Here is a 16,677-nt window from a genome sequence, read left to right as displayed (position 1 = left end):
GAGACGAAATGGGGTGAGAAGTACCCGGTGGTGATTAAATCCTGGCGCAACAAATGGCAAACGCTATCAGCCTATTTTAAATACCCTGACTACGTCAGAACGGCTATCTACACCACCAATGCCGTGGAAGCCGTGCATCGCCAGTTCCGTAAACTGACCAAAACCAAGGGCGGATTCGCCAATGAAAACAGTTTGCTTAAGCTGCTTTATGCCGGTATCTTGCAGGCATCTGAGCGTTGGACACACCCGGTGCAAAACTGGAATCTGACGCTGTCACAGCTGTCGATACACTTCGAGGGGCGCTTAGACGCTCATATCGACCTGTGACCAAGCTGACACAGAATATTGAACACCCTCTCTTCACTCTTGGCGGGAACCGGGCATGCATTCCCAAAGCGTATGAGTTCACGGATGTAACTTAGGTCCATATTTTTCGTAAAGGCGATACTTTGTTTATTAGTTTAGGCTAAATGAGATTGCTAATCTTTGCTGAGTTCGAACTACCGAGGAATCCTCAGGTGTTGACTACCAGAATAGATGAAAGTGAATTAACCTGAATACCTTAATTAAGATAGTTTTTATTGCTGTTCTTCACAGCTCTGCTAGATTATTGATATTAGTGAAAAAGAGTACAGCAGCTATGCAAGAGCCCCAAAAGCCTATACCCGGCGATAACAGCACTTATGTACGAATTGAGCTTAGGACAACTCCTGAGATCAAAAAACTGCTAAAGTTAGCCGCAGAAGAAGTCGATTTAAGCGTGAATGCGTTTATCCTGAACCAGGCCGTTAAACATGCTCACGACGTGTTGGCATGTCGACACACGACGGTACTGAATGACCTAGCCTGGGCTTCACTGAATCGCGCAATCAAGAATCCAAAGCCAGCATCTGATGCACTGAAAAAATTGATGTCTTCTGAGCATTAATATTGTGTTTAGCGAGACATACAACGGCTGTTTCGGGAGGACTCTTTCTCGTGTTAACGGGTTACTCAGTTGGCTGAATCTAGATAACTCTTAACATTGCTAATAGTCACCCCAAAATGTGCCAACAACATACAGTCATCTCAACGAGAGTGTCTATGATATGAGATTAGGAGGCAGTTCACCGAGAGCTAGAACTTCTACGTGATCCTCAAATATGTTTCTAGTTAAAGGATGGTACACGTTATCCTTGTCTATTTTATTGCTGTGCATTCCAATTTTTCATTGTAATTGACACTTATATTGCAAGATTTCTTCAATACACTATCAGCCACCTATACGGCGGAATCCACGATTTGAACCTGCGACTTTTGCTTCCGGTTCCTCAGCCACCTGCTCGGCGGAGCACCATAACCTCAACTTTAAAACTTGCATTGTTATTTTCTCAGCCACCTGCTCGGCGGAGCACTATAAATAGTTTAAAAGATGAACCCATTAAATCAAGGCTTTAGCCAGAGTTGACAGATAAAACCCAATTTAAAAAACCTAGAATAATATTCTCAACTAATCAATCACTTACTAGAGCGTCTTAATAAATGGTGCCAAGCCGGGTACCGAGCCTGTCATATTCACCCGGTTACCTAGCCCATAACTGCTAAATTGATCATTTATCAGTTGATTGCAATCTAACCGTCCGATACATAAATTAAATACACGCCCACTTGAACTGCAAAATGGAATAAGATGAGACAAGGGTAAAACAGATTCTTTCGATTGAGATTCTTTGGGCTTGTATTCTACTCCTCTACTTATCGCGCGATTCTGCAACCTCTTAAACTCTCGCTTCTTGGCCGCAGCTGTTTCTTTTTCCAAACGACGCTCTCTGTAATATATAACTTCCGGTACACCAAGCTCTATAGGTACGAGTAAGATGTCACTCAACGCAAAATATCCTTCCTCAACCATCCGCGTGAAATAGTGTTGAGTCCTTAGCATTGCCAATGAGCGCTCAGATTCAGAGACAAATGCAATTGAAGTTCCGATGCTGGAAGCGCTCCACTCAGGAAACGCTACTCCAATGCTTCGAAGTTCAAACCGTGATTGAAACGCGTGTAAAATACGAATACATTTACCTGCCAGGAACTCGCAATTTACGACTTCTGGTAAATAGCGAATGTAAAAAAAGTACCTATTCAATTGGCGGCCCCTTTCTGAAATAAACCACCTTTAATCAGATTAGCTGCCAAAAAGTGAGCTCTGTTGTTGGATTGTTTTTTTGCATTTATCTCGTCGGTCAGTTGCTCAACCTGCGTAATGGTACTGAAAAAATCTAATCCATTTTCAGGTGTGCGCAATGCTGCACTTATCTTTTTATCTACCCCGTATTGACCCACTCGTAATGGCTCGACAGCGTCATCAAGCCAATCGTCAATCTGAGCGATTGCCGCTCCAATTTTATAGGCACCTAAAATTGGGCTCTCAGTGCCATCTACCATAGTTTTTTGGAATATCCGCCCGGCAGTATCTGCGCTATCCCGATCACTAAATGCCTGACTGGGGTATATCTCCTGACAGGTTATTGGGATAATCTCAGCCTCTACCTCGCAAAGTAAAAATGTGCCCGGATTAATTAGTGCTTCACTAAACTCATCAACCAAATCTGCCCAGCCAGCTAAATTCTGTTGCCAGCCTTTTTGCCCAGAATGCGGCTGTACATTTTCAGCTACCAGATTTCGACCTTTGTGGGTTCGGATCCTGATTGTAGTACCCAGTGAATACTGATTTCGCCATAACCAGGCACCAGAAATGATCTGTATCAGGTAACGCTCGGCAAGATAGTTATAGCCTTTCACGGCTATGTAGGACTTCACAAATTCAGACATGGCCTCTATAACTTCAGTGTCATTGCACACCTCGGGCGCTATAGAGTTTGCATTAACAGTCAACGAGAATCTGCAGAAGACCCGGTTCGCGTCGTAAGGGACATGGCAATATTCAATAGTATGTGGGTTTCCCTCGCCAAGTTTCTTCGCTGTAGCTGAGGCTTTGGGAATCATTTTGTTATCAAATCCTTCCGCCACCCCCTCTTTTTGACCGAGTACTTTCACTGTTTTAAACGGCAGTGATCTTTCCTCTCCTTGCTTATTCACATAAGTGAAAACACCAATGCTGGGTGACAGTGAGCGGCGGTAGCTAAATCGTTGAGGCAGCTTCATGTTCAGTTCCTTCAGTCCCTAATAGAAAGGCATTTGGAAGTACTGCAAGCTTCCAGAAAAATTCATGATCCAAAGCATCAGCGCCGGCATGGCGCTGGTACACGTTCCCGAGAACCGGTTCAGCAAAGGCATGTGGCATATCATCTACAGCTCCCGTTTTTTCAGTAGGCGTTTCCAGAAGTTGGTAACCCACTGTTGTGAGCAGTAGCTCGGGTACAAGAGTTAATGTTTCGACATCACTTGGTGAAAAGTTAAGATCCGGTGTCAGCCAGCGTCCTCTTTTTTCCGGTATCGCTTGGACTGCGCGATAAAACGAATCCATCCAGAGAAAACTCTCAAGCCGATCTATTTGGGCGTGCACCGCCCCCTGACACAGTGAATTTGGCAAGTATGAAATCAACTGGATGGGCTCCAGTTGTAACTGAGCTTTGCGTACTTTTAAAACAAAACTGATGACGAAATCACAATAACGTGTTGGCAGAGTTGCAGGGGTAACAAGCCTTTTGCTGTCTAGTTTAACTTCTCTGGTTAATCCACGGTCGTCTAATACAAACTGATGCAAACACAGGGCGAAGCTCTCAATTTGAAAAGTACTACTCGTCCGGCGTTGGATATTCCGTTCAAATGCGTGCAGAAAGCCCCATATTCCCATTAGCGATGGGATGCCCACTGTGTAAGCCGAGCTAAATGCCGTAGCACCGGAAATTTTAATGCCTGGCAATACCAGATATTGATAGTTTCCCTGCGTTGTCGGAGAAACGTCATAATCGGATGCTGCTTTGCTCATCAGCTGGTTGAGTAGTCTTGTTACATCGGGCTGATACGCTAGTTCACGACCGATCTTTGTCTTGCTGAGGTGCACGTTAAATTGCGCGACTAAAGTGCTGGCATTGAGCTCTATTTGGATGTCGTATTTCTTAATCCAGATATCAATGTAATTAAGGACTTCTTGTTTCCACTCATCGACCAGGCGCTTTCGATTATTGTCTGTCAGCAGCATCTGCTCAGCCTTGGTAAGCTGCTCTAATGCCAGCAAACCTGTGTCCGACATTGAATACTTCGGATTAAGGCTGTGCCACATCCAAAGTTTTTTTGGCACAGTCCTGAAAGTGAACACCCGGCCGGCAGTTGCAGCAGCCAAATCACCTACGCTTGCCGCTCTGGTGTGTTTAATAACACCTCGATGCCGTTTCTCGGCCTTTAACGCCAGATGTATCTCTCGCTGCAACATATGCGATGGGATCGGAGTGACAGCACAATAAGCGTTGCGATAAGGTAGCCGAATTTGGCGTAACTCCGGGCCAAGCTCAAGCAAGGTTTGTTTGGGCGCAATTCTCTGCAGTTCTTGAGTCAGCCGGATAATATCCTTTTTATACACCCCAGCTTCAGAGAGAAGCTCTTTAAAATTCGAATCCCCCTCGCGGATCAAGTCAGCTATACAGCTTAACCCGCCCAGCCAATTGAATGAGGCGCAGAGAAATAGCTGGTAATTGATATCGGCAGAATTATGTGACCAGCCAAGCCTGGCATGGTCCTTACACCATTGAGACGATATGTAGCCAGTCGGGAGACTCCCTAATGGCTCAAGTCGCAATACGCCACGGTTCTTATAGTCAGGATACTTTAAATTATGTGAATGTCTGAACCTCACAGCCGAAAGGCATTTACATAACCAGTCTTGAGATTTTAACAGGCTACAAGATTCTGTTGCCGAGGTGACATCCAACGCGTCACTGAGTTTTAAAGTCAGATTTGCCAATATATGGATAGCCTGAACTTCCAAACCGTCAATACAAACTCCTTCACTAAGAGCATTAAAAGCCCGCTTCAACTCGACATTTCTAACCTGCACATCTGGCAACTGTAAAAGCTCTGTTAAGTGCATCCGATTTACCACTTTGAAACCAGATAGCGCCGGTTTGACGTCTCACTCTGATAGGACGTGAGCCAGCAGCAGAGCACATCCGACAAACGAAATACCGGAGCAGTCACGGCCACAATTTGACTGCTCCTAAGTTGATATTTGGTTTGTAAGATACCTTGGTCATAAAGTGATGCTATCTGCCCAGTGGTAGTGTTAAGCAAAATCGCAGCCTCAATACTGTTAATGGCCAAATCGCCGAGTACACTACCTTTATCGATCACCTCATCAGACAAAAACTTCACAATGCTTCTAAGTACAATGTTGTCTGCAAGTGCCGAGCCCGGCAACCGGCAAGATACTATCAAGAGATCACCAAAAACGTCCTGAAAGGTCATTTCATTTAAAGGTGAAACAGCAAGTTCAATGGCCTTTGTGAAGTCCGATTTTAGCTTCTCGAATAAAGAATCAGGCCAAGCCTTGAAGTAGCTAAAAAATGAGTCCTCAGCGATACAATCATCAAATGCGACATAATGCCTGAACCAGTGAACAAGCCCCCACCTATGGCTTTGTGCAACACTTGGAAGATGCTCCGTCGTCTCTCCTGATAGCCAGGCTGATAGTTTTAGCTCGGGATCGGACGCATTTTCAATTTGCTCAAGCAAAGACGCCCCGCAAGAATGACAACTGCCAGAAAACTCCTGTTCAACCATATTCAAAGATGCGCCACAACGGCAATGATTTATCAGCGAAATGCCATGCTGATGGCAGGCCGTGTAGGATCGAAAATGCCACAGTTGCCGGCGATATCCATTTTCATTAATACATGAAGGACATACAGGAACTTCGTGAAGTGGTCGCAGCTCATCGAGCGGTATATTTACACCTTGTCTGTACAGACTCACGCGTCTTTTCGAAAAGGTAACCGCGCCGCGGGCCAAACAAATATCCAGTAAATCAGACAGCGTACAACCGGCCAGCTCTGCGAACTGACGCAACATGTCGATACGACGACGACTGGAAATTTGAGAGTGGTGTAAGTTAGCACTTGCGATGTCTTCAGGTAAGAATGACTCAAATCTTCCAGCTGAGGAGCCAATAACACTGCTTTTTGCAGACTGAATGAACGTTGAAAAATCTGAATAACCGTTACCTCTGGCAACCCGCAGCATAAAGGATTCAAGACTTTCGTCAGATTTGGGTTTGGGGCGGACAAGGTAGCGCAAGGCAGTCTCAGATTATTCAAATATCTCTTTGTAAACCAAGCATAGACCGCCTATTGCTTAATTCAATATTCAGATTCGTAACGAAGATAGCTTCGATGGTACTAGATGGTTGACTACAACATGTCCAGCAGTTGAAATAATTCCGAATTAACTAAAAAACAAAATTAATTTACCAAAATGGTTGAATTTAAGTTTGTTTTAGATAAAATCAACATAGCAGCTGGGATGCTGTTAAATTATAGGGGCTTGGGGATCGGTTGCTGAGGAAATATGAAATGGCTCTAACTGAATTTGGAAAGGCGGTCAGAAAAGCCAGGATAGATGTTGGCTACACTCTTTTGACAATGGCTGAAGAGTTAGGCACTACACCTGCGTTCTTAAGTGGAATGGAGACTGGTGCAAAAAAAATACCTGCGAAATGGGTCGATTCTATTTACGGCTTTTTTAAGTCAAAGGATTACGAAATTAAACATTTGAGTGAATTGGCTCACGTATCAAATGAGAGCATTCCAGTTGATGGGTTGTCGCTTCAACAAAAAATGTTGGTAGCTGGTTTTGCTAAATCTCAATTTACACCTGAAGAGCTACAACGCTTTGCCGGTTTGTTGAACCAATTAAATGGTCGTAAGGATAACGATGAGTAGTGATTATCAATTTCGTGGACAGCGTGTGAGTCCTTTAGCTGAAGCTCAAATACAGAATTCAGCAATAATATTATGTGAGGTGCTGGGGTTTAAACCCAGCAGATCAAAAAATAAAAAGTTTGATGTGTGTTTTGAGCGATTGGCTGAATATGGAATCACATTAGATCCTGTTGAAGATAGAGACTGGAGTTCAGCGACACACTTATCAATTATTGGACATTACGATCCACAAACTCTGACTATCAGGGTTCCAAATAGTAAATACGTCGAAGCCTGTAAAGGCGATAGAACAGCACTGGCAATATTATTTCACGAATTAGGCCATTTAGTTTTAGGGCACCAACCGAGTATGCACTTTTCAGTGATGCCCCCTACACAGGCTGAGGACGCTGAGTGGCAGGCGGATATGTTTGCAGAATATGCTCTAGCGCATTTGAATTATGAAATGAGACAATTAACTTTCGACTTTTATTAAAAAAGCCCTGTTGGCACAGGGCTTTGTAGGGGGTAGATGTTGGCACATCTACTGGTGTATGGAGGCAACCCACCATGACACTTTCTAATTGGCGTTAGTAAGTCTAGTGGTTCTCCCAGCAAATCGCAAATTTTTGTGGGTTCGATATTTGCGAAAGCCATAGGGGTTACTACATGAAGACGGGATACTGTCCGAAATGTGGTAACACTTGCGAGGTAGTCTTTGCACGTTATGTGACAAAGAATGGCAAAACCATTTACCCAAAGAACGGTAAAGTTTTTGTCTTTCCTCAATGCAAGTGTTGCAGCAATAAGTAAGTTTTAGATACGGAATTAATGCCTATCGTAGGCATTTTAATGATAAAAGCCCACCTTCATTGCTGGGCTTTTTTATATTCATGAAAGCGCCGGAATGCCCCTGACGCGCAGCGCATAGTGCAGCAGCTGTTACATCATCGAGATCCAGATTCTCTGGCGTGATTACACTGATATTGATTTTCAATCACATTAGAGCTTGTGCTGCCAGGATGATGCCGGAGCCCAAAAAGCGTGGACGTAAACCAAAAGATGAAGTTAAATGATCTCTTTAAACGGAAAAACCCACAGCCTAAGCAATGGGTTTTTGCGATATCTTTTGTCCCTGGTGGTCTGCTTTCGCAGTGATGTGCCAGAGCCCTCATTGACAATACTAGACGTTATTGACCTTTCCGTCAATCATTATACTAATTAAGGAAGCCTGATGTCCCACGCCGCAATAGAGAAAAATCTCTCAATAAACAGGCTTTCAACCTATCGCAACGCCATACTCAATTTTCTTGGTCAAGACTCAGTAGAATTCGCTATAGAGCTTTACGAATGGAACGCGAAGCTTTCGGCTTCCTTCATATTGCCGCTTCACATTTACGAGATCACATTAAGAAATGCAATTAGTGAGGCAATTGCGCTCAGATATGGTAACGATTGGCCAATTGATCCAGCATTTAGAAATTCATTATCGGGCAAACAGAAAACTGAACTGATAAAAGCTTCAGCCGGCTACATCGGTGTTGGTAAAGTATTGCCAGAATTAAAATTGGTTTGGTTCGAAAATATGCTTAAAAATACCCACAATGTCAGGATATGGGTACCATATATAAAAATGGTATTCCCGCACTCTATGGGACCGGACGAGGACACCATTCGTGATGAGCTAAAATCCGACTGCTTCGTCATTCGAATGCTTCGGAATAGAATTGCCCACCATGAGCCAATCTTTAACCAGCCAAACCTAGCCAATCTCCTCCCTGCCATAATTAAAGCAATTGACTGGCGATGCGCGGTATCTAAAGTATGGCTATCAAACTTGGAAGATGTGACTCGATTAATGACCAAGCCAGTAATTTAATGGTCAGGCTCAGGACTATTTGCTTAGAAGTGCCAATTTAGGCCTGTCCGATTTGTTGCTGTGCGCAAAGACTGCGTTAGTATAGTTCATATCAACATTTAATCGATTCAGGATATACAGGGCACCCAATGGCCTCCAAAATTCAAAACTTGTACGACGCGCATCATGCCGAGTTTGAAGCTTGGTTCACTAAGATCCATCCGAACCATGGGCTCAGTTTTAGTTGGGAGCCTGTTTTTGATTCTGGCTGGTACAAAGAAGACATGGCAAACGGAGCCTGGATAGCTTGGCTTTCTTTGACAGGTAAAATTTAAAATAGAGGAAACATTTGTGAAAAAAATAAAAATAACCGTTTTAGCCCTTTTATTCGCTTCAGTATCTCAGGCGTCCGTACATGATGTTGCTGTGACAACTGTCGAACCTATCACCCCTTTATCTCGCGTTGAAACAGGGGCTCGCGTTGAATTTAGAGATCTAAATTCAGATTGTCGATTCTACGGCAATGTGAGAGAGATTGGTAATACAAATATACATGGTAACCGACTTCAGTTTTTTGATGTATCAGTGACAAAGCAGGTCTGCGGCAACACAGTGAGCTCTGTTAGTTTAAGGTCCAGCCATTTTGAAATGCCTCCACCGGCAAGCTACCAGTTTAAGTTATTCCAAGAAGCAGAAGCATCTCCAAAGTCAAAGTAGGAATCACAAGCAGTGGAACAAGATAAAAAAATATTTAACTGGGTTTTGATTATTGCGCTATTTGTTTTTCCTGTTGTGGGGATGATATTTTTGGATGCGCCTGAAGGTGTTGAAGGCTCTGATGCATTATTTTTTTCAGCCGCAATTGGTTTAGGCTGGGGATTATTTCTTGCGGCGATTTTTGCAATATTCTGGGTCGTTAAAAGGTATTTAGGTAAATAACCTTAATAGGAAAACCGACAGTGGCCAGCAATCCGAACCTGCTTTGTCCGTCATGCGGTAAGCCAACAAAAACACTGTCGCGTCAGATTACCAGTGGCTCCGGCGCAGTGCTCGAAAAAGTTTGGAAAACCAAGTGCAGTAACGTTCATTGTGTAGGCGGTTGCATGTATGAGGGTGATGGCTGTACAGCTAAAGCGGCCCGTGCTGATTATGGCCGCAAATTCGATGACGATTTTAACGAAATTAAGCGATAGGAAACAGCATGAATACAGGTAATCCGCAGCGCAGTCATTGGGCTACGAGTATTGGGTGGGTCATCTACTCCATGAACGAAATTGACTACCTATTAATAAATGTCTATGGAATAGTCACTCAACAACCAATACCAATTAAGTTACCAGCGAAGTGGATGAAGGCTACCACTGCTGAACGTCTAAAAATAGTTGAAAGTGTCTTGAGGGATGTTCCGGAATCACCTGCCACTCAACGAATCAATCGAATCTTTACCCGCACAAAGGCTTTGCTGGATAAACGAAATCACATCGCTCATGGTGTGTTGGCACTGGTAGACGGGGGAGGGTTTGAGATGCTTAGGTTTCACAAAGGATCAAACCAGATGATTTCTATGAGTTATTCCGAAATCTTAAGTCTTAAGGAAACGGCAATAAAGCTATCTGATGATCTTTCACTACTAATCGCTCTTTGTACACTGCACAAGGATTTCGTCAGTCCCTATAAACCAGGTGAGACTCTAGGTTCTGAAATAATCACGCCTTATGACCCTGCGCCTGCCGTACAGTAGCAAAACAATTAACCAGAGAGGATACCCCGGCTATGGCCAGCGTTAATGAAAAAGAATGTGAAGCAGCGGGGTTAAATCCATTGGACGTTAAACGGATTGCTCAAGGTTTGTCGCGCTATGCAAAAGAAGCGCAGAAGCTCGGTATTGAAGTTTTTGGTGGCTCTGGTTCTGGTAGTCTCCGCTTTGATGACCGTGGCAATGGAAACCTTTTCCTTGCCGTTTTGGATGGTGATTTTAATGGTGGTCATGGCGCGGCTGACGAAAGCGACGATGGCCTGATCCGTGGCGAATATTGATATAGGACACAATTATGGCTGATGAAACCCAACAAATTACTTGCCCTAGTTGCCATCGGAAATTTGAACTAACAGAGCACAATGCTGATGGTATTCCAACTGAGAATGAACACTATGAGTGCCCCTACAAGGGCTGCGATTATTCAGCTTCACAGCGGTCTGCTGGGAGCTTTTCAACGAAACGATTGGCGAAGTAGGGAAAGCGATGAAATTTGAAATTAGAAATACCGATTTGGCAAAACGTGCTGCATTGAACGTCGGTAAGTTCAATAGTTTGTACAATGAATTCACACAAGCGTTGCTGCAATATTTGGTAAGCAGCAAGCGTGAATTCCCGATTGACGTTAAGGACGCTGGCAGTGCATCTTTCGTTTTGTTTTCCCGCGAAGTAAAACCAGAATTTCAATTTACTTATGACAGCACTAAGAGTCGATTTATTGGGGTGGTGAGCTTTCATTTGCGAGTTGCGGATGGATATACCCCTCTGTCTGCTCTGTTCTTTGATGAACTTGGCAATACATATTTCTCTGAATCAATTACATCTGCGTCAACCGGTATTGGTGAAGAAAAGACTGCTCGTGTAGCCGTCTCTCAGGTTGCTGCGGCTATCATGGAAGTGCAGGAACTAACTGGTGTGTGCGCTGAATTAAGCGCAAGAGCAGCTAAATACAATGACCAATTTAAGTCATAACAACTGAATAGGAAAAACCATGAAAAAAGATCTGATTATAGAGCTTTCAATCGCTGATCGAGGACTACCTTCTGAACTGGCAAAGTTGCATCTCGATACTAATGGTCAGTTATCGACAAAACAACTTTCTATCATTGAATCTGAAATTAGCAAGGCTTCAGATTGCACTATTTGCGGTGAATTTGCTGGCTTTAATGGTGAAGCAATGTGTGAAGAACACGAAAAATTTGAATAGGAAAAAACGATGGGTAAAGCAAAGCCAGTAACAATCGCTGGGCGAATGTTCACCTCGCAAGGTGAAGCTCAGGATTATTTTAAGAGCCAGAAGAAAGAGCTATTGCCCGAAGGGCCGATTAAAGAAGGCCTGTTATTTAATGCTTTGAAGGATGTGTACGAAAGGTATTGTGACAATTCTCCTGGTTATGAGTTAAACGGAAGATTGATTACTGCGTTTAGCGTAGATTTTGAGAAGCGGAAAATAGGCAATAGTTGGGTTACTCACCCATGTTACAAGGTTCATTTTTCTAATAACGAAATAAGGCCGTTTTCCGTAGACAAAGCTGTTCAATCAGTGGCAAACAGCACTAAATAAATCAAATTAGATTAACTGATGGCCAGTATAGGAAGTGACGCAAAAGTTATTAGCTCAAGCGGCAGATGGAGCAGTAAGTTTATCGGCCAGACCGGCGTTGCTGTTAGCCGCCTTAACAGCTCCGGAAAAAAACTATGGGTACTCCGATTTCCATCAGTGCCGCCTCAAATGGAGGAAGGCCTGTTTGATGAAACCGAGTTAAGTTGGATTAATTGATATAGGACACCCGAAGTGAAATTTACCGGCATTTGCAAGCAAAAAGGGCCAGATGGCGTCTGGTATGTTCGGACAACTGACGGGGACATGGATTTTGATCCGATCACTGAATCTGAGTACCGATTGTCTATGATGACTCCAAAATTTGAGGATCTGCGCGAATGCGACTGGATGCCTCCGAACTGTGGTTACAAAACCAACCAATAATTAACCTGGCAGGAAACAGCAGATGAATACATCAGCAGGGGAATTTTTAACCTTCAAAACGCCTGGTGGCTACACTCGTTCTGTGCCTGTGGACAGGCTTGTTTTTAATGAGCATAGTTGTTCACAAAGTGGTACGTCCTATTATTTTAAGGAGATGGGTGAGTTAGAAAATGATCCTTACAATTCAACTCGTTTATCTCAAACAACGGCTGAAGAGTTGAACAGGTACAAGAAATTATATAGCTCAGTCCCTGTTACATTTACTTCATCTGACTAATTTACGGATATAGGACACACCTTACAACGCTAAACGCTACTGGTACAAATTTACGTTGGGGCTCACACCTTCGTGCGGTTTTTCGTGCTTGGGTAAGAGAAATGAATAAAATAGATGCAGGTTGTTTAGACAACAAACTTGCGAATGCCACATGTGCAGCTGCAGTGATATACGTGATTCGTTTGTGGTAGTACATCTAAGTGCAATTAATTGCACTGTCTATTTATGTGTCTTTTGTGGCAGCGGTGAATTCAGGCGTGATAGGTTATTTTACATGGAGACAAGATATATATAAATACTTAGTAAAATTTATCGCAGGAATTGACAACCGTATTAAAACACATCAGAAAAGCTAAGCTCCTTAGGGTTATCTTTGAAACGAAGGTTAACTCCTTTTCCTTGGGTATAGTCGTCCCAGCCTACATATTTTCCAGGCTCTATAACTTTTAACTTATGCATAGGCAGCAAAAATGGGTTGTTTTTTTCTTCAACGGTAGAGCTGCGGGATCTAGCCTCTTCGGCAAGTCTGTTTTTACTTATGTGAAGTTCGCCGTTTTCGATAGCGGCTTTATAAGCCGAATTAAGTAAATTCTTTAATTTTTTAAAGTTGCCACTCGAATATGCATATAATCGACGAGACATATCATCAGATTGAAAGTTTGATGGCTCTGGCAAATCCATTAGGGTTTCAAAACATGATAATAACTTTAAAAATTTGTTTCGTTCATCCTCGGTACTGATACGAAATGGGCTTAGTGTTCTTCGGCGCTCGAACCGGCTTGATAGCTGACTGACGCTATCCAAGATCACCGAACTGTACGGCATACCAAATAGCGCCATAGGTATTTTGGTATCGACGATCAGGCTTTTTATAGAGTTTGCCGTTTTCTTGAGTATTGTCAGGCTTTTTTTCTCCATCAAGTGTTGGAATTCGTCGACAATGATAAGTTCCAATCGGCAGTTGCGCGCAAGGTCCTTGATTTGCTTACGCAGTTGTACCTCGTTATTTGATTCAAACGGATAAGGATGGCCGAGATCAGTCAGAATTTGTTGAAACAGGGCCACTGAATTGGCCTCGCCAGGCAAAGTAGTCAACAAAACTGGTATAACGGTGCCTTCATATGAGTTTTTTCTTGCGTTCAGTTCGAGGTACTTGTTAATGAGTGAGGTTTTACCGGCTCCCGTATCACCGGTAACAATCATACATTCAGGGTCGCCACCAAGCTTTGATAACTCGCGGCACTCATCAAGCTCATCTAGCACGGCTTTGAGAAACGGGCTTGCAAGAAATGCTGAACGAAAACGAGCTAGCTTTGCCTTGATGTCTTCTTCACTGAGTTTTGCTGCCATGTTAAAGGAACTCCCAGCCAGTGGTGTCTATAGTTTTAGTTGTACTCTTTTTCAATTTCTTTTCACTGTTGGTGTCAGGAAGTGTGACCGAATGCTTATCATGCTGCTCAGCGGCCAACGTCGTTGCCAGTTTTGAATCCTCTACATACCTGGCCGCTTTGGAAATACTGCCTGTCCGTCTTTTGGACTGACCTTTTGCCAATAACCCTTCGTCAATCAACAGATGAATTTTACTCTTTGCTTCGATAATGTCCTCTTCGCAATAGTTGTCCCCAACGATTTTTCGGGCAACGATACAGTTGATTTTATGCTGATGGAGAGTTACTGAAGATGCATACTCAAATTTAACTGCCGGAATTTTAAGAAAAGACTTTTTTAGTTGGTTAGAAATATACATATAGCCCAGATTTTCTGGGTCTATTTTGTATGTTACTTCATGATCACCAATGCGTCCTCGGAGTTGGGCTGAAGCATCACAGGAGTAGTGGAGGCGTCTGAACGTCACTCCACCTACTCTTAACTGGCCGGTAAAGGTCCGGCACATGATTAGATTTAAATCTTCAGCATCATAATCATATTGAACCGGCGCAAATTTATCTAAAGCTTTGACCCATGTAAGATTAGGGATGCGGTCACGTCTAGAGTTAGGGCCCGCCTGGAGGACATCACAAATCCAGATATGAATAATCTGCAGCAACCTATCCATATCAACAGCAGCTGTTTTGGCGGGATCATAATCTACTGAGCCTTTTAATGAAGCCAAAGTATGACCGGGCTGTGCTCGCAGTAGTTCAGAATTCAGCTTCCCAAAGAATCTTTCAATAATTGGTTTTAGATAGGGCGTTGCGGTTGGATTCTTGCCTGAATTAATCAGCAACTTGCCCAATACCAACTTGAAATCCTTATCATCGAACTCTTTGCCGTTGTCCGACACGATGAGTTCAGGCTTACCAAAGCAGAGCCAAGCGTTTTTAACGGCGGGATATCTGCTTAAAATATAGTCCTTGGGTAAAAGTGCGTGCTTTAACGCTCTGGCAACAGCGACAAAACTGGGAGGTGTGAACCCGATATAAAAACCAAGTACAGATCTTGAATGCACATCACAAAGCGTTGTGATCCAAGGCCTTCCGAGCGGAATAAAGCTGTCCTTTTCTACGACGAAAAAATCCAGCTTGGTATGGTCAATTTCTACTCGTTCCAAGAGACGGTTTGTTTTTATCATTTCACCAATGTGTTTAAATTCTTTGGTTGCTTTAAACTTGCCTTTGCATTTTACCGCCATTTCATATGGCGAAATTTTCTTAAAACGTGCCCAAAAAGTCTGAATTGATGGTGCCTTGAGGGCTAAACCAGATTTTTGATTAAATTGGAACACCAAATGCTGAAGATAACTGTAGGCGCTGGATACCGCTCCTGACTTAGAGTCTTTGATTCTGTCCAACGCTTGTTGAATGAGATCTTCCATTTCACTGGATAATCTATGCGCTTTGTTACCACGTTTATTGATATTGGGTGATAATCCCTTTATAGACCTGCCAGACTCTATATAAATTTTTGACCAACGTTTAACTGAAGATATTGATGGCGTTTTATCCGAAAATTCTGACTCAAGTTCTGGATAAACCTCTTTAAGCCGTTGGTTCGAAAGCACCCCGTTGCATAATTCGTCGACTTTACTTAGTACTTTCCAGCGAAATATAGCCTGCTCACGTTCTTTCTCTGTTAGAGCGTCCAAATGCTCATAGGAGTCGGCTTCGTCCAAACTTTGTTTTACTTCTTTACGGAAAGACTCTGTAAATTCGTCGTGAGTAATATCATCAGGTACAGGAAATAATTGCTCAAAAACTTTATCTATCCCGCATTCTTTTACAGATTGTGGTATCTGAAATACAGTATTGAGGTTTAACTCCGCATATAGTGGGAAAGACAGCAGTTTTTTGGCAACCAGATTGAGCAAGTATGAAATTGTCATACTTTCCTGTAGTTGAAGTTGCGTAGATAAGTTGCTTACTGATAGCGGGGAATGACTTATGAGCTTTAGAATACTTTCTTGCTCAGCAGTATTGGGTTCACGTGTCATATATCGATGAACCAGTTTCAGATTTTCAGCCATCTGACCACGCATAAGTTGCCTGTCTGTAACTAACACTAAGTAAAGCCCTCTATCGGAAAACTCCTTTTGCAACAATTCCCACTTATGCTTAAACTTTTCTGTGAGAGTCACAGCATAGGGTTTGATCTCCATATAGACACTTGGTTGGCCATACAGTCGAATTAGAAAATCGGGTGTATAGATAAGAGGTCTATTGCTGTTCTCTACCGGAAATGCAAAACGCTGAGGTTGGGCTTCAAAATCGACTACCAAAGGGGAGAATTCAAAGTAGTGACATGCTATGAATTCGTTGTAACCCTCTACGGTGATAGGGGCGGGCTTGTTTGAGGAAACAAATCTAAAAATATTAGTGACTGCAGATTTAGTGATTTTCCGTTTCTGCATAAGAGGGCACTGTTTGTAACTAAGTTACATAAGCGTGGCAGAAAATTACAAAAGTTCAAGTTATGCTTAAAAAAGTTCACTTTATACTTAAAACGACATCA

General features: G+C 43.0%; 20 protein-coding genes. 14 read left to right on the top strand and 6 right to left on the bottom strand.

The window, feature by feature from the left end; genetic code table 11:
* Positions 1–327 (top strand): transposase (locus BLW68_RS19080; RefSeq protein ID WP_143039992.1); only part of this gene is annotated, 327 nt, incomplete at its 5' end.
* A 313-nt stretch (positions 328–640) separates the two neighbouring features.
* Positions 641–928 (top strand): type II toxin-antitoxin system TacA family antitoxin, encoded by a 288-nt coding sequence (locus tag BLW68_RS19075; RefSeq protein WP_092796689.1) that lies wholly within the window; start codon positions 641–643, stop codon positions 926–928.
* Positions 929–1,504: 576 nt separating this feature from the next.
* On the opposite strand, the gene cas6f is transcribed toward BLW68_RS19075, so the two are convergent.
* The 4 genes from cas6f to BLW68_RS19055 are packed head-to-tail and all read right to left on the bottom strand — an operon-like array spanning position 1,505 to position 6,228.
* Positions 1,505–2,122 carry a type I-F CRISPR-associated endoribonuclease Cas6/Csy4 gene (gene cas6f, locus BLW68_RS19070; protein WP_177172294.1) on the bottom strand — a complete coding sequence of 206 codons (618 nt, stop codon included), beginning with the start codon at positions 2,120–2,122 and terminating at the stop codon, positions 1,505–1,507.
* Complete coding sequence (gene csy3, locus BLW68_RS19065; protein WP_092796685.1) at positions 2,119–3,141, bottom strand: type I-F CRISPR-associated protein Csy3; 1,023 nt, start codon at positions 3,139–3,141, stop codon at positions 2,119–2,121. The genes cas6f and csy3 overlap by 4 nt, the downstream gene beginning before the upstream one ends.
* Positions 3,119–5,026: a type I-F CRISPR-associated protein Csy2 gene (locus BLW68_RS19060; protein WP_092796684.1), complete on the bottom strand. Its 1,908-nt coding sequence runs from the start codon at positions 5,024–5,026 to the stop codon at positions 3,119–3,121. Before BLW68_RS19060 ends, csy3 begins: the two co-directional genes overlap by 23 nt.
* 5 nt (positions 5,027–5,031) lie before the next feature.
* A complete protein-coding gene (locus BLW68_RS19055; protein WP_143039991.1) occupies positions 5,032–6,228 on the bottom strand; it encodes a TniQ family protein in 1,197 nt (398 codons plus the stop codon).
* 275 nt (positions 6,229–6,503) lie between these two features.
* Between BLW68_RS19055 and BLW68_RS19050 the strand changes: the two genes are divergently transcribed.
* The 12 genes from BLW68_RS19050 to BLW68_RS21005 all read left to right on the top strand — a co-directional run bounded on the left by BLW68_RS19050 (position 6,504) and on the right by BLW68_RS21005 (position 12,729).
* Positions 6,504–6,872 (top strand): helix-turn-helix domain-containing protein, encoded by a 369-nt coding sequence (locus BLW68_RS19050; RefSeq protein WP_092796680.1) that lies wholly within the window; start codon positions 6,504–6,506, stop codon positions 6,870–6,872.
* Entirely contained in the window at positions 6,865–7,347 is a 483-nt protein-coding gene (locus tag BLW68_RS19045; protein WP_092796678.1) for an ImmA/IrrE family metallo-endopeptidase, read from the top strand. Before BLW68_RS19050 ends, BLW68_RS19045 begins: the two co-directional genes overlap by 8 nt.
* Positions 7,348–8,085: 738 nt before the next feature.
* Positions 8,086–8,730, top strand: coding sequence for an Abi family protein (locus BLW68_RS19040; protein WP_092796676.1), 645 nt, complete (start codon positions 8,086–8,088; stop codon positions 8,728–8,730).
* Positions 8,731–8,858: 128 nt separating this feature from the next.
* Complete coding sequence (locus BLW68_RS19035) at positions 8,859–9,044, top strand: hypothetical protein (RefSeq protein WP_092796674.1); 186 nt, start codon at positions 8,859–8,861, stop codon at positions 9,042–9,044.
* Between the two features lie 16 nt (positions 9,045–9,060).
* Complete coding sequence (locus BLW68_RS21010) at positions 9,061–9,426, top strand: hypothetical protein (RefSeq protein ID WP_143039990.1); 366 nt, start codon at positions 9,061–9,063, stop codon at positions 9,424–9,426.
* A gap of 12 nt (positions 9,427–9,438) precedes the next feature.
* Positions 9,439–9,648, top strand: coding sequence for a hypothetical protein (locus BLW68_RS19030; RefSeq protein WP_092796672.1), 210 nt, complete (start codon positions 9,439–9,441; stop codon positions 9,646–9,648).
* 262 nt (positions 9,649–9,910) lie between these two features.
* Positions 9,911–10,450: a hypothetical protein gene (locus tag BLW68_RS19025; protein ID WP_092796670.1), complete on the top strand. Its 540-nt coding sequence runs from the start codon at positions 9,911–9,913 to the stop codon at positions 10,448–10,450.
* A 32-nt stretch (positions 10,451–10,482) separates the two neighbouring features.
* Positions 10,483–10,746 carry a hypothetical protein gene (locus tag BLW68_RS19020; RefSeq protein WP_092796668.1) on the top strand — a complete coding sequence of 88 codons (264 nt, stop codon included), beginning with the start codon at positions 10,483–10,485 and terminating at the stop codon, positions 10,744–10,746.
* A gap of 205 nt (positions 10,747–10,951) precedes the next feature.
* A complete protein-coding gene (locus BLW68_RS19015; protein WP_143039989.1) occupies positions 10,952–11,437 on the top strand; it encodes a hypothetical protein in 486 nt (161 codons plus the stop codon).
* A 19-nt stretch (positions 11,438–11,456) separates the two neighbouring features.
* Positions 11,457–11,672: a hypothetical protein gene (locus tag BLW68_RS19010; protein ID WP_092796664.1), complete on the top strand. Its 216-nt coding sequence runs from the start codon at positions 11,457–11,459 to the stop codon at positions 11,670–11,672.
* A gap of 9 nt (positions 11,673–11,681) precedes the next feature.
* Positions 11,682–12,029, top strand: a complete 348-nt coding sequence (locus BLW68_RS19005; RefSeq protein ID WP_092796662.1) for a hypothetical protein — start codon at positions 11,682–11,684, stop codon at positions 12,027–12,029.
* 445 nt (positions 12,030–12,474) lie between these two features.
* Complete coding sequence (locus BLW68_RS21005; RefSeq protein WP_143039988.1) at positions 12,475–12,729, top strand: hypothetical protein; 255 nt, start codon at positions 12,475–12,477, stop codon at positions 12,727–12,729.
* 333 nt (positions 12,730–13,062) lie between these two features.
* On the opposite strand, the gene BLW68_RS18995 is transcribed toward BLW68_RS21005, so the two are convergent.
* Together BLW68_RS18995 and BLW68_RS18990 are read right to left on the bottom strand one after the other, a co-directional pair.
* Positions 13,063–14,079, bottom strand: a complete 1,017-nt coding sequence (locus tag BLW68_RS18995; protein WP_092796658.1) for a TniB family NTP-binding protein — start codon at positions 14,077–14,079, stop codon at positions 13,063–13,065.
* 1 nt (position 14,080) lies between these two features.
* Entirely contained in the window at positions 14,081–16,576 is a 2,496-nt protein-coding gene (locus BLW68_RS18990) for a TnsA endonuclease N-terminal domain-containing protein (protein WP_092796656.1), read from the bottom strand.
* Between the last annotated feature and the right edge of the window lie 101 nt (positions 16,577–16,677).

Source organism: Rheinheimera pacifica (assembly GCF_900108485.1).
Classification (GTDB): domain Bacteria; phylum Pseudomonadota; class Gammaproteobacteria; order Enterobacterales; family Alteromonadaceae; genus Alishewanella; species Alishewanella pacifica.
This window is presented reverse-complemented; position numbering and strand designations above follow the sequence as displayed.

Coding starts and splice junctions, on each gene's coding strand:
- BLW68_RS19050 (WP_092796680.1), top strand. CDS start 6,504: ATGGCTCTAACTGAATTTGGAAAGGCGGTCAGAAAAGCCAGGATAGAT.
- BLW68_RS19005 (WP_092796662.1), top strand. CDS start 11,682: ATGGGTAAAGCAAAGCCAGTAACAATCGCTGGGCGAATGTTCACCTCG.
- BLW68_RS19040 (WP_092796676.1), top strand. CDS start 8,086: ATGTCCCACGCCGCAATAGAGAAAAATCTCTCAATAAACAGGCTTTCA.
- BLW68_RS19035 (WP_092796674.1), top strand. CDS start 8,859: ATGGCCTCCAAAATTCAAAACTTGTACGACGCGCATCATGCCGAGTTT.
- BLW68_RS19060 (WP_092796684.1), bottom strand. CDS start 5,026: ATGCACTTAACAGAGCTTTTACAGTTGCCAGATGTGCAGGTTAGAAAT.
- csy3 (WP_092796685.1), bottom strand. CDS start 3,141: ATGAAGCTGCCTCAACGATTTAGCTACCGCCGCTCACTGTCACCCAGC.
- BLW68_RS18990 (WP_092796656.1), bottom strand. CDS start 16,576: ATGCAGAAACGGAAAATCACTAAATCTGCAGTCACTAATATTTTTAGA.
- BLW68_RS19025 (WP_092796670.1), top strand. CDS start 9,911: ATGAATACAGGTAATCCGCAGCGCAGTCATTGGGCTACGAGTATTGGG.
- BLW68_RS21005 (WP_143039988.1), top strand. CDS start 12,475: ATGAATACATCAGCAGGGGAATTTTTAACCTTCAAAACGCCTGGTGGC.
- BLW68_RS18995 (WP_092796658.1), bottom strand. CDS start 14,079: ATGGCAGCAAAACTCAGTGAAGAAGACATCAAGGCAAAGCTAGCTCGT.
- BLW68_RS19020 (WP_092796668.1), top strand. CDS start 10,483: ATGGCCAGCGTTAATGAAAAAGAATGTGAAGCAGCGGGGTTAAATCCA.
- BLW68_RS19075 (WP_092796689.1), top strand. CDS start 641: ATGCAAGAGCCCCAAAAGCCTATACCCGGCGATAACAGCACTTATGTA.
- BLW68_RS19045 (WP_092796678.1), top strand. CDS start 6,865: ATGAGTAGTGATTATCAATTTCGTGGACAGCGTGTGAGTCCTTTAGCT.
- BLW68_RS19010 (WP_092796664.1), top strand. CDS start 11,457: ATGAAAAAAGATCTGATTATAGAGCTTTCAATCGCTGATCGAGGACTA.
- BLW68_RS19015 (WP_143039989.1), top strand. CDS start 10,952: ATGAAATTTGAAATTAGAAATACCGATTTGGCAAAACGTGCTGCATTG.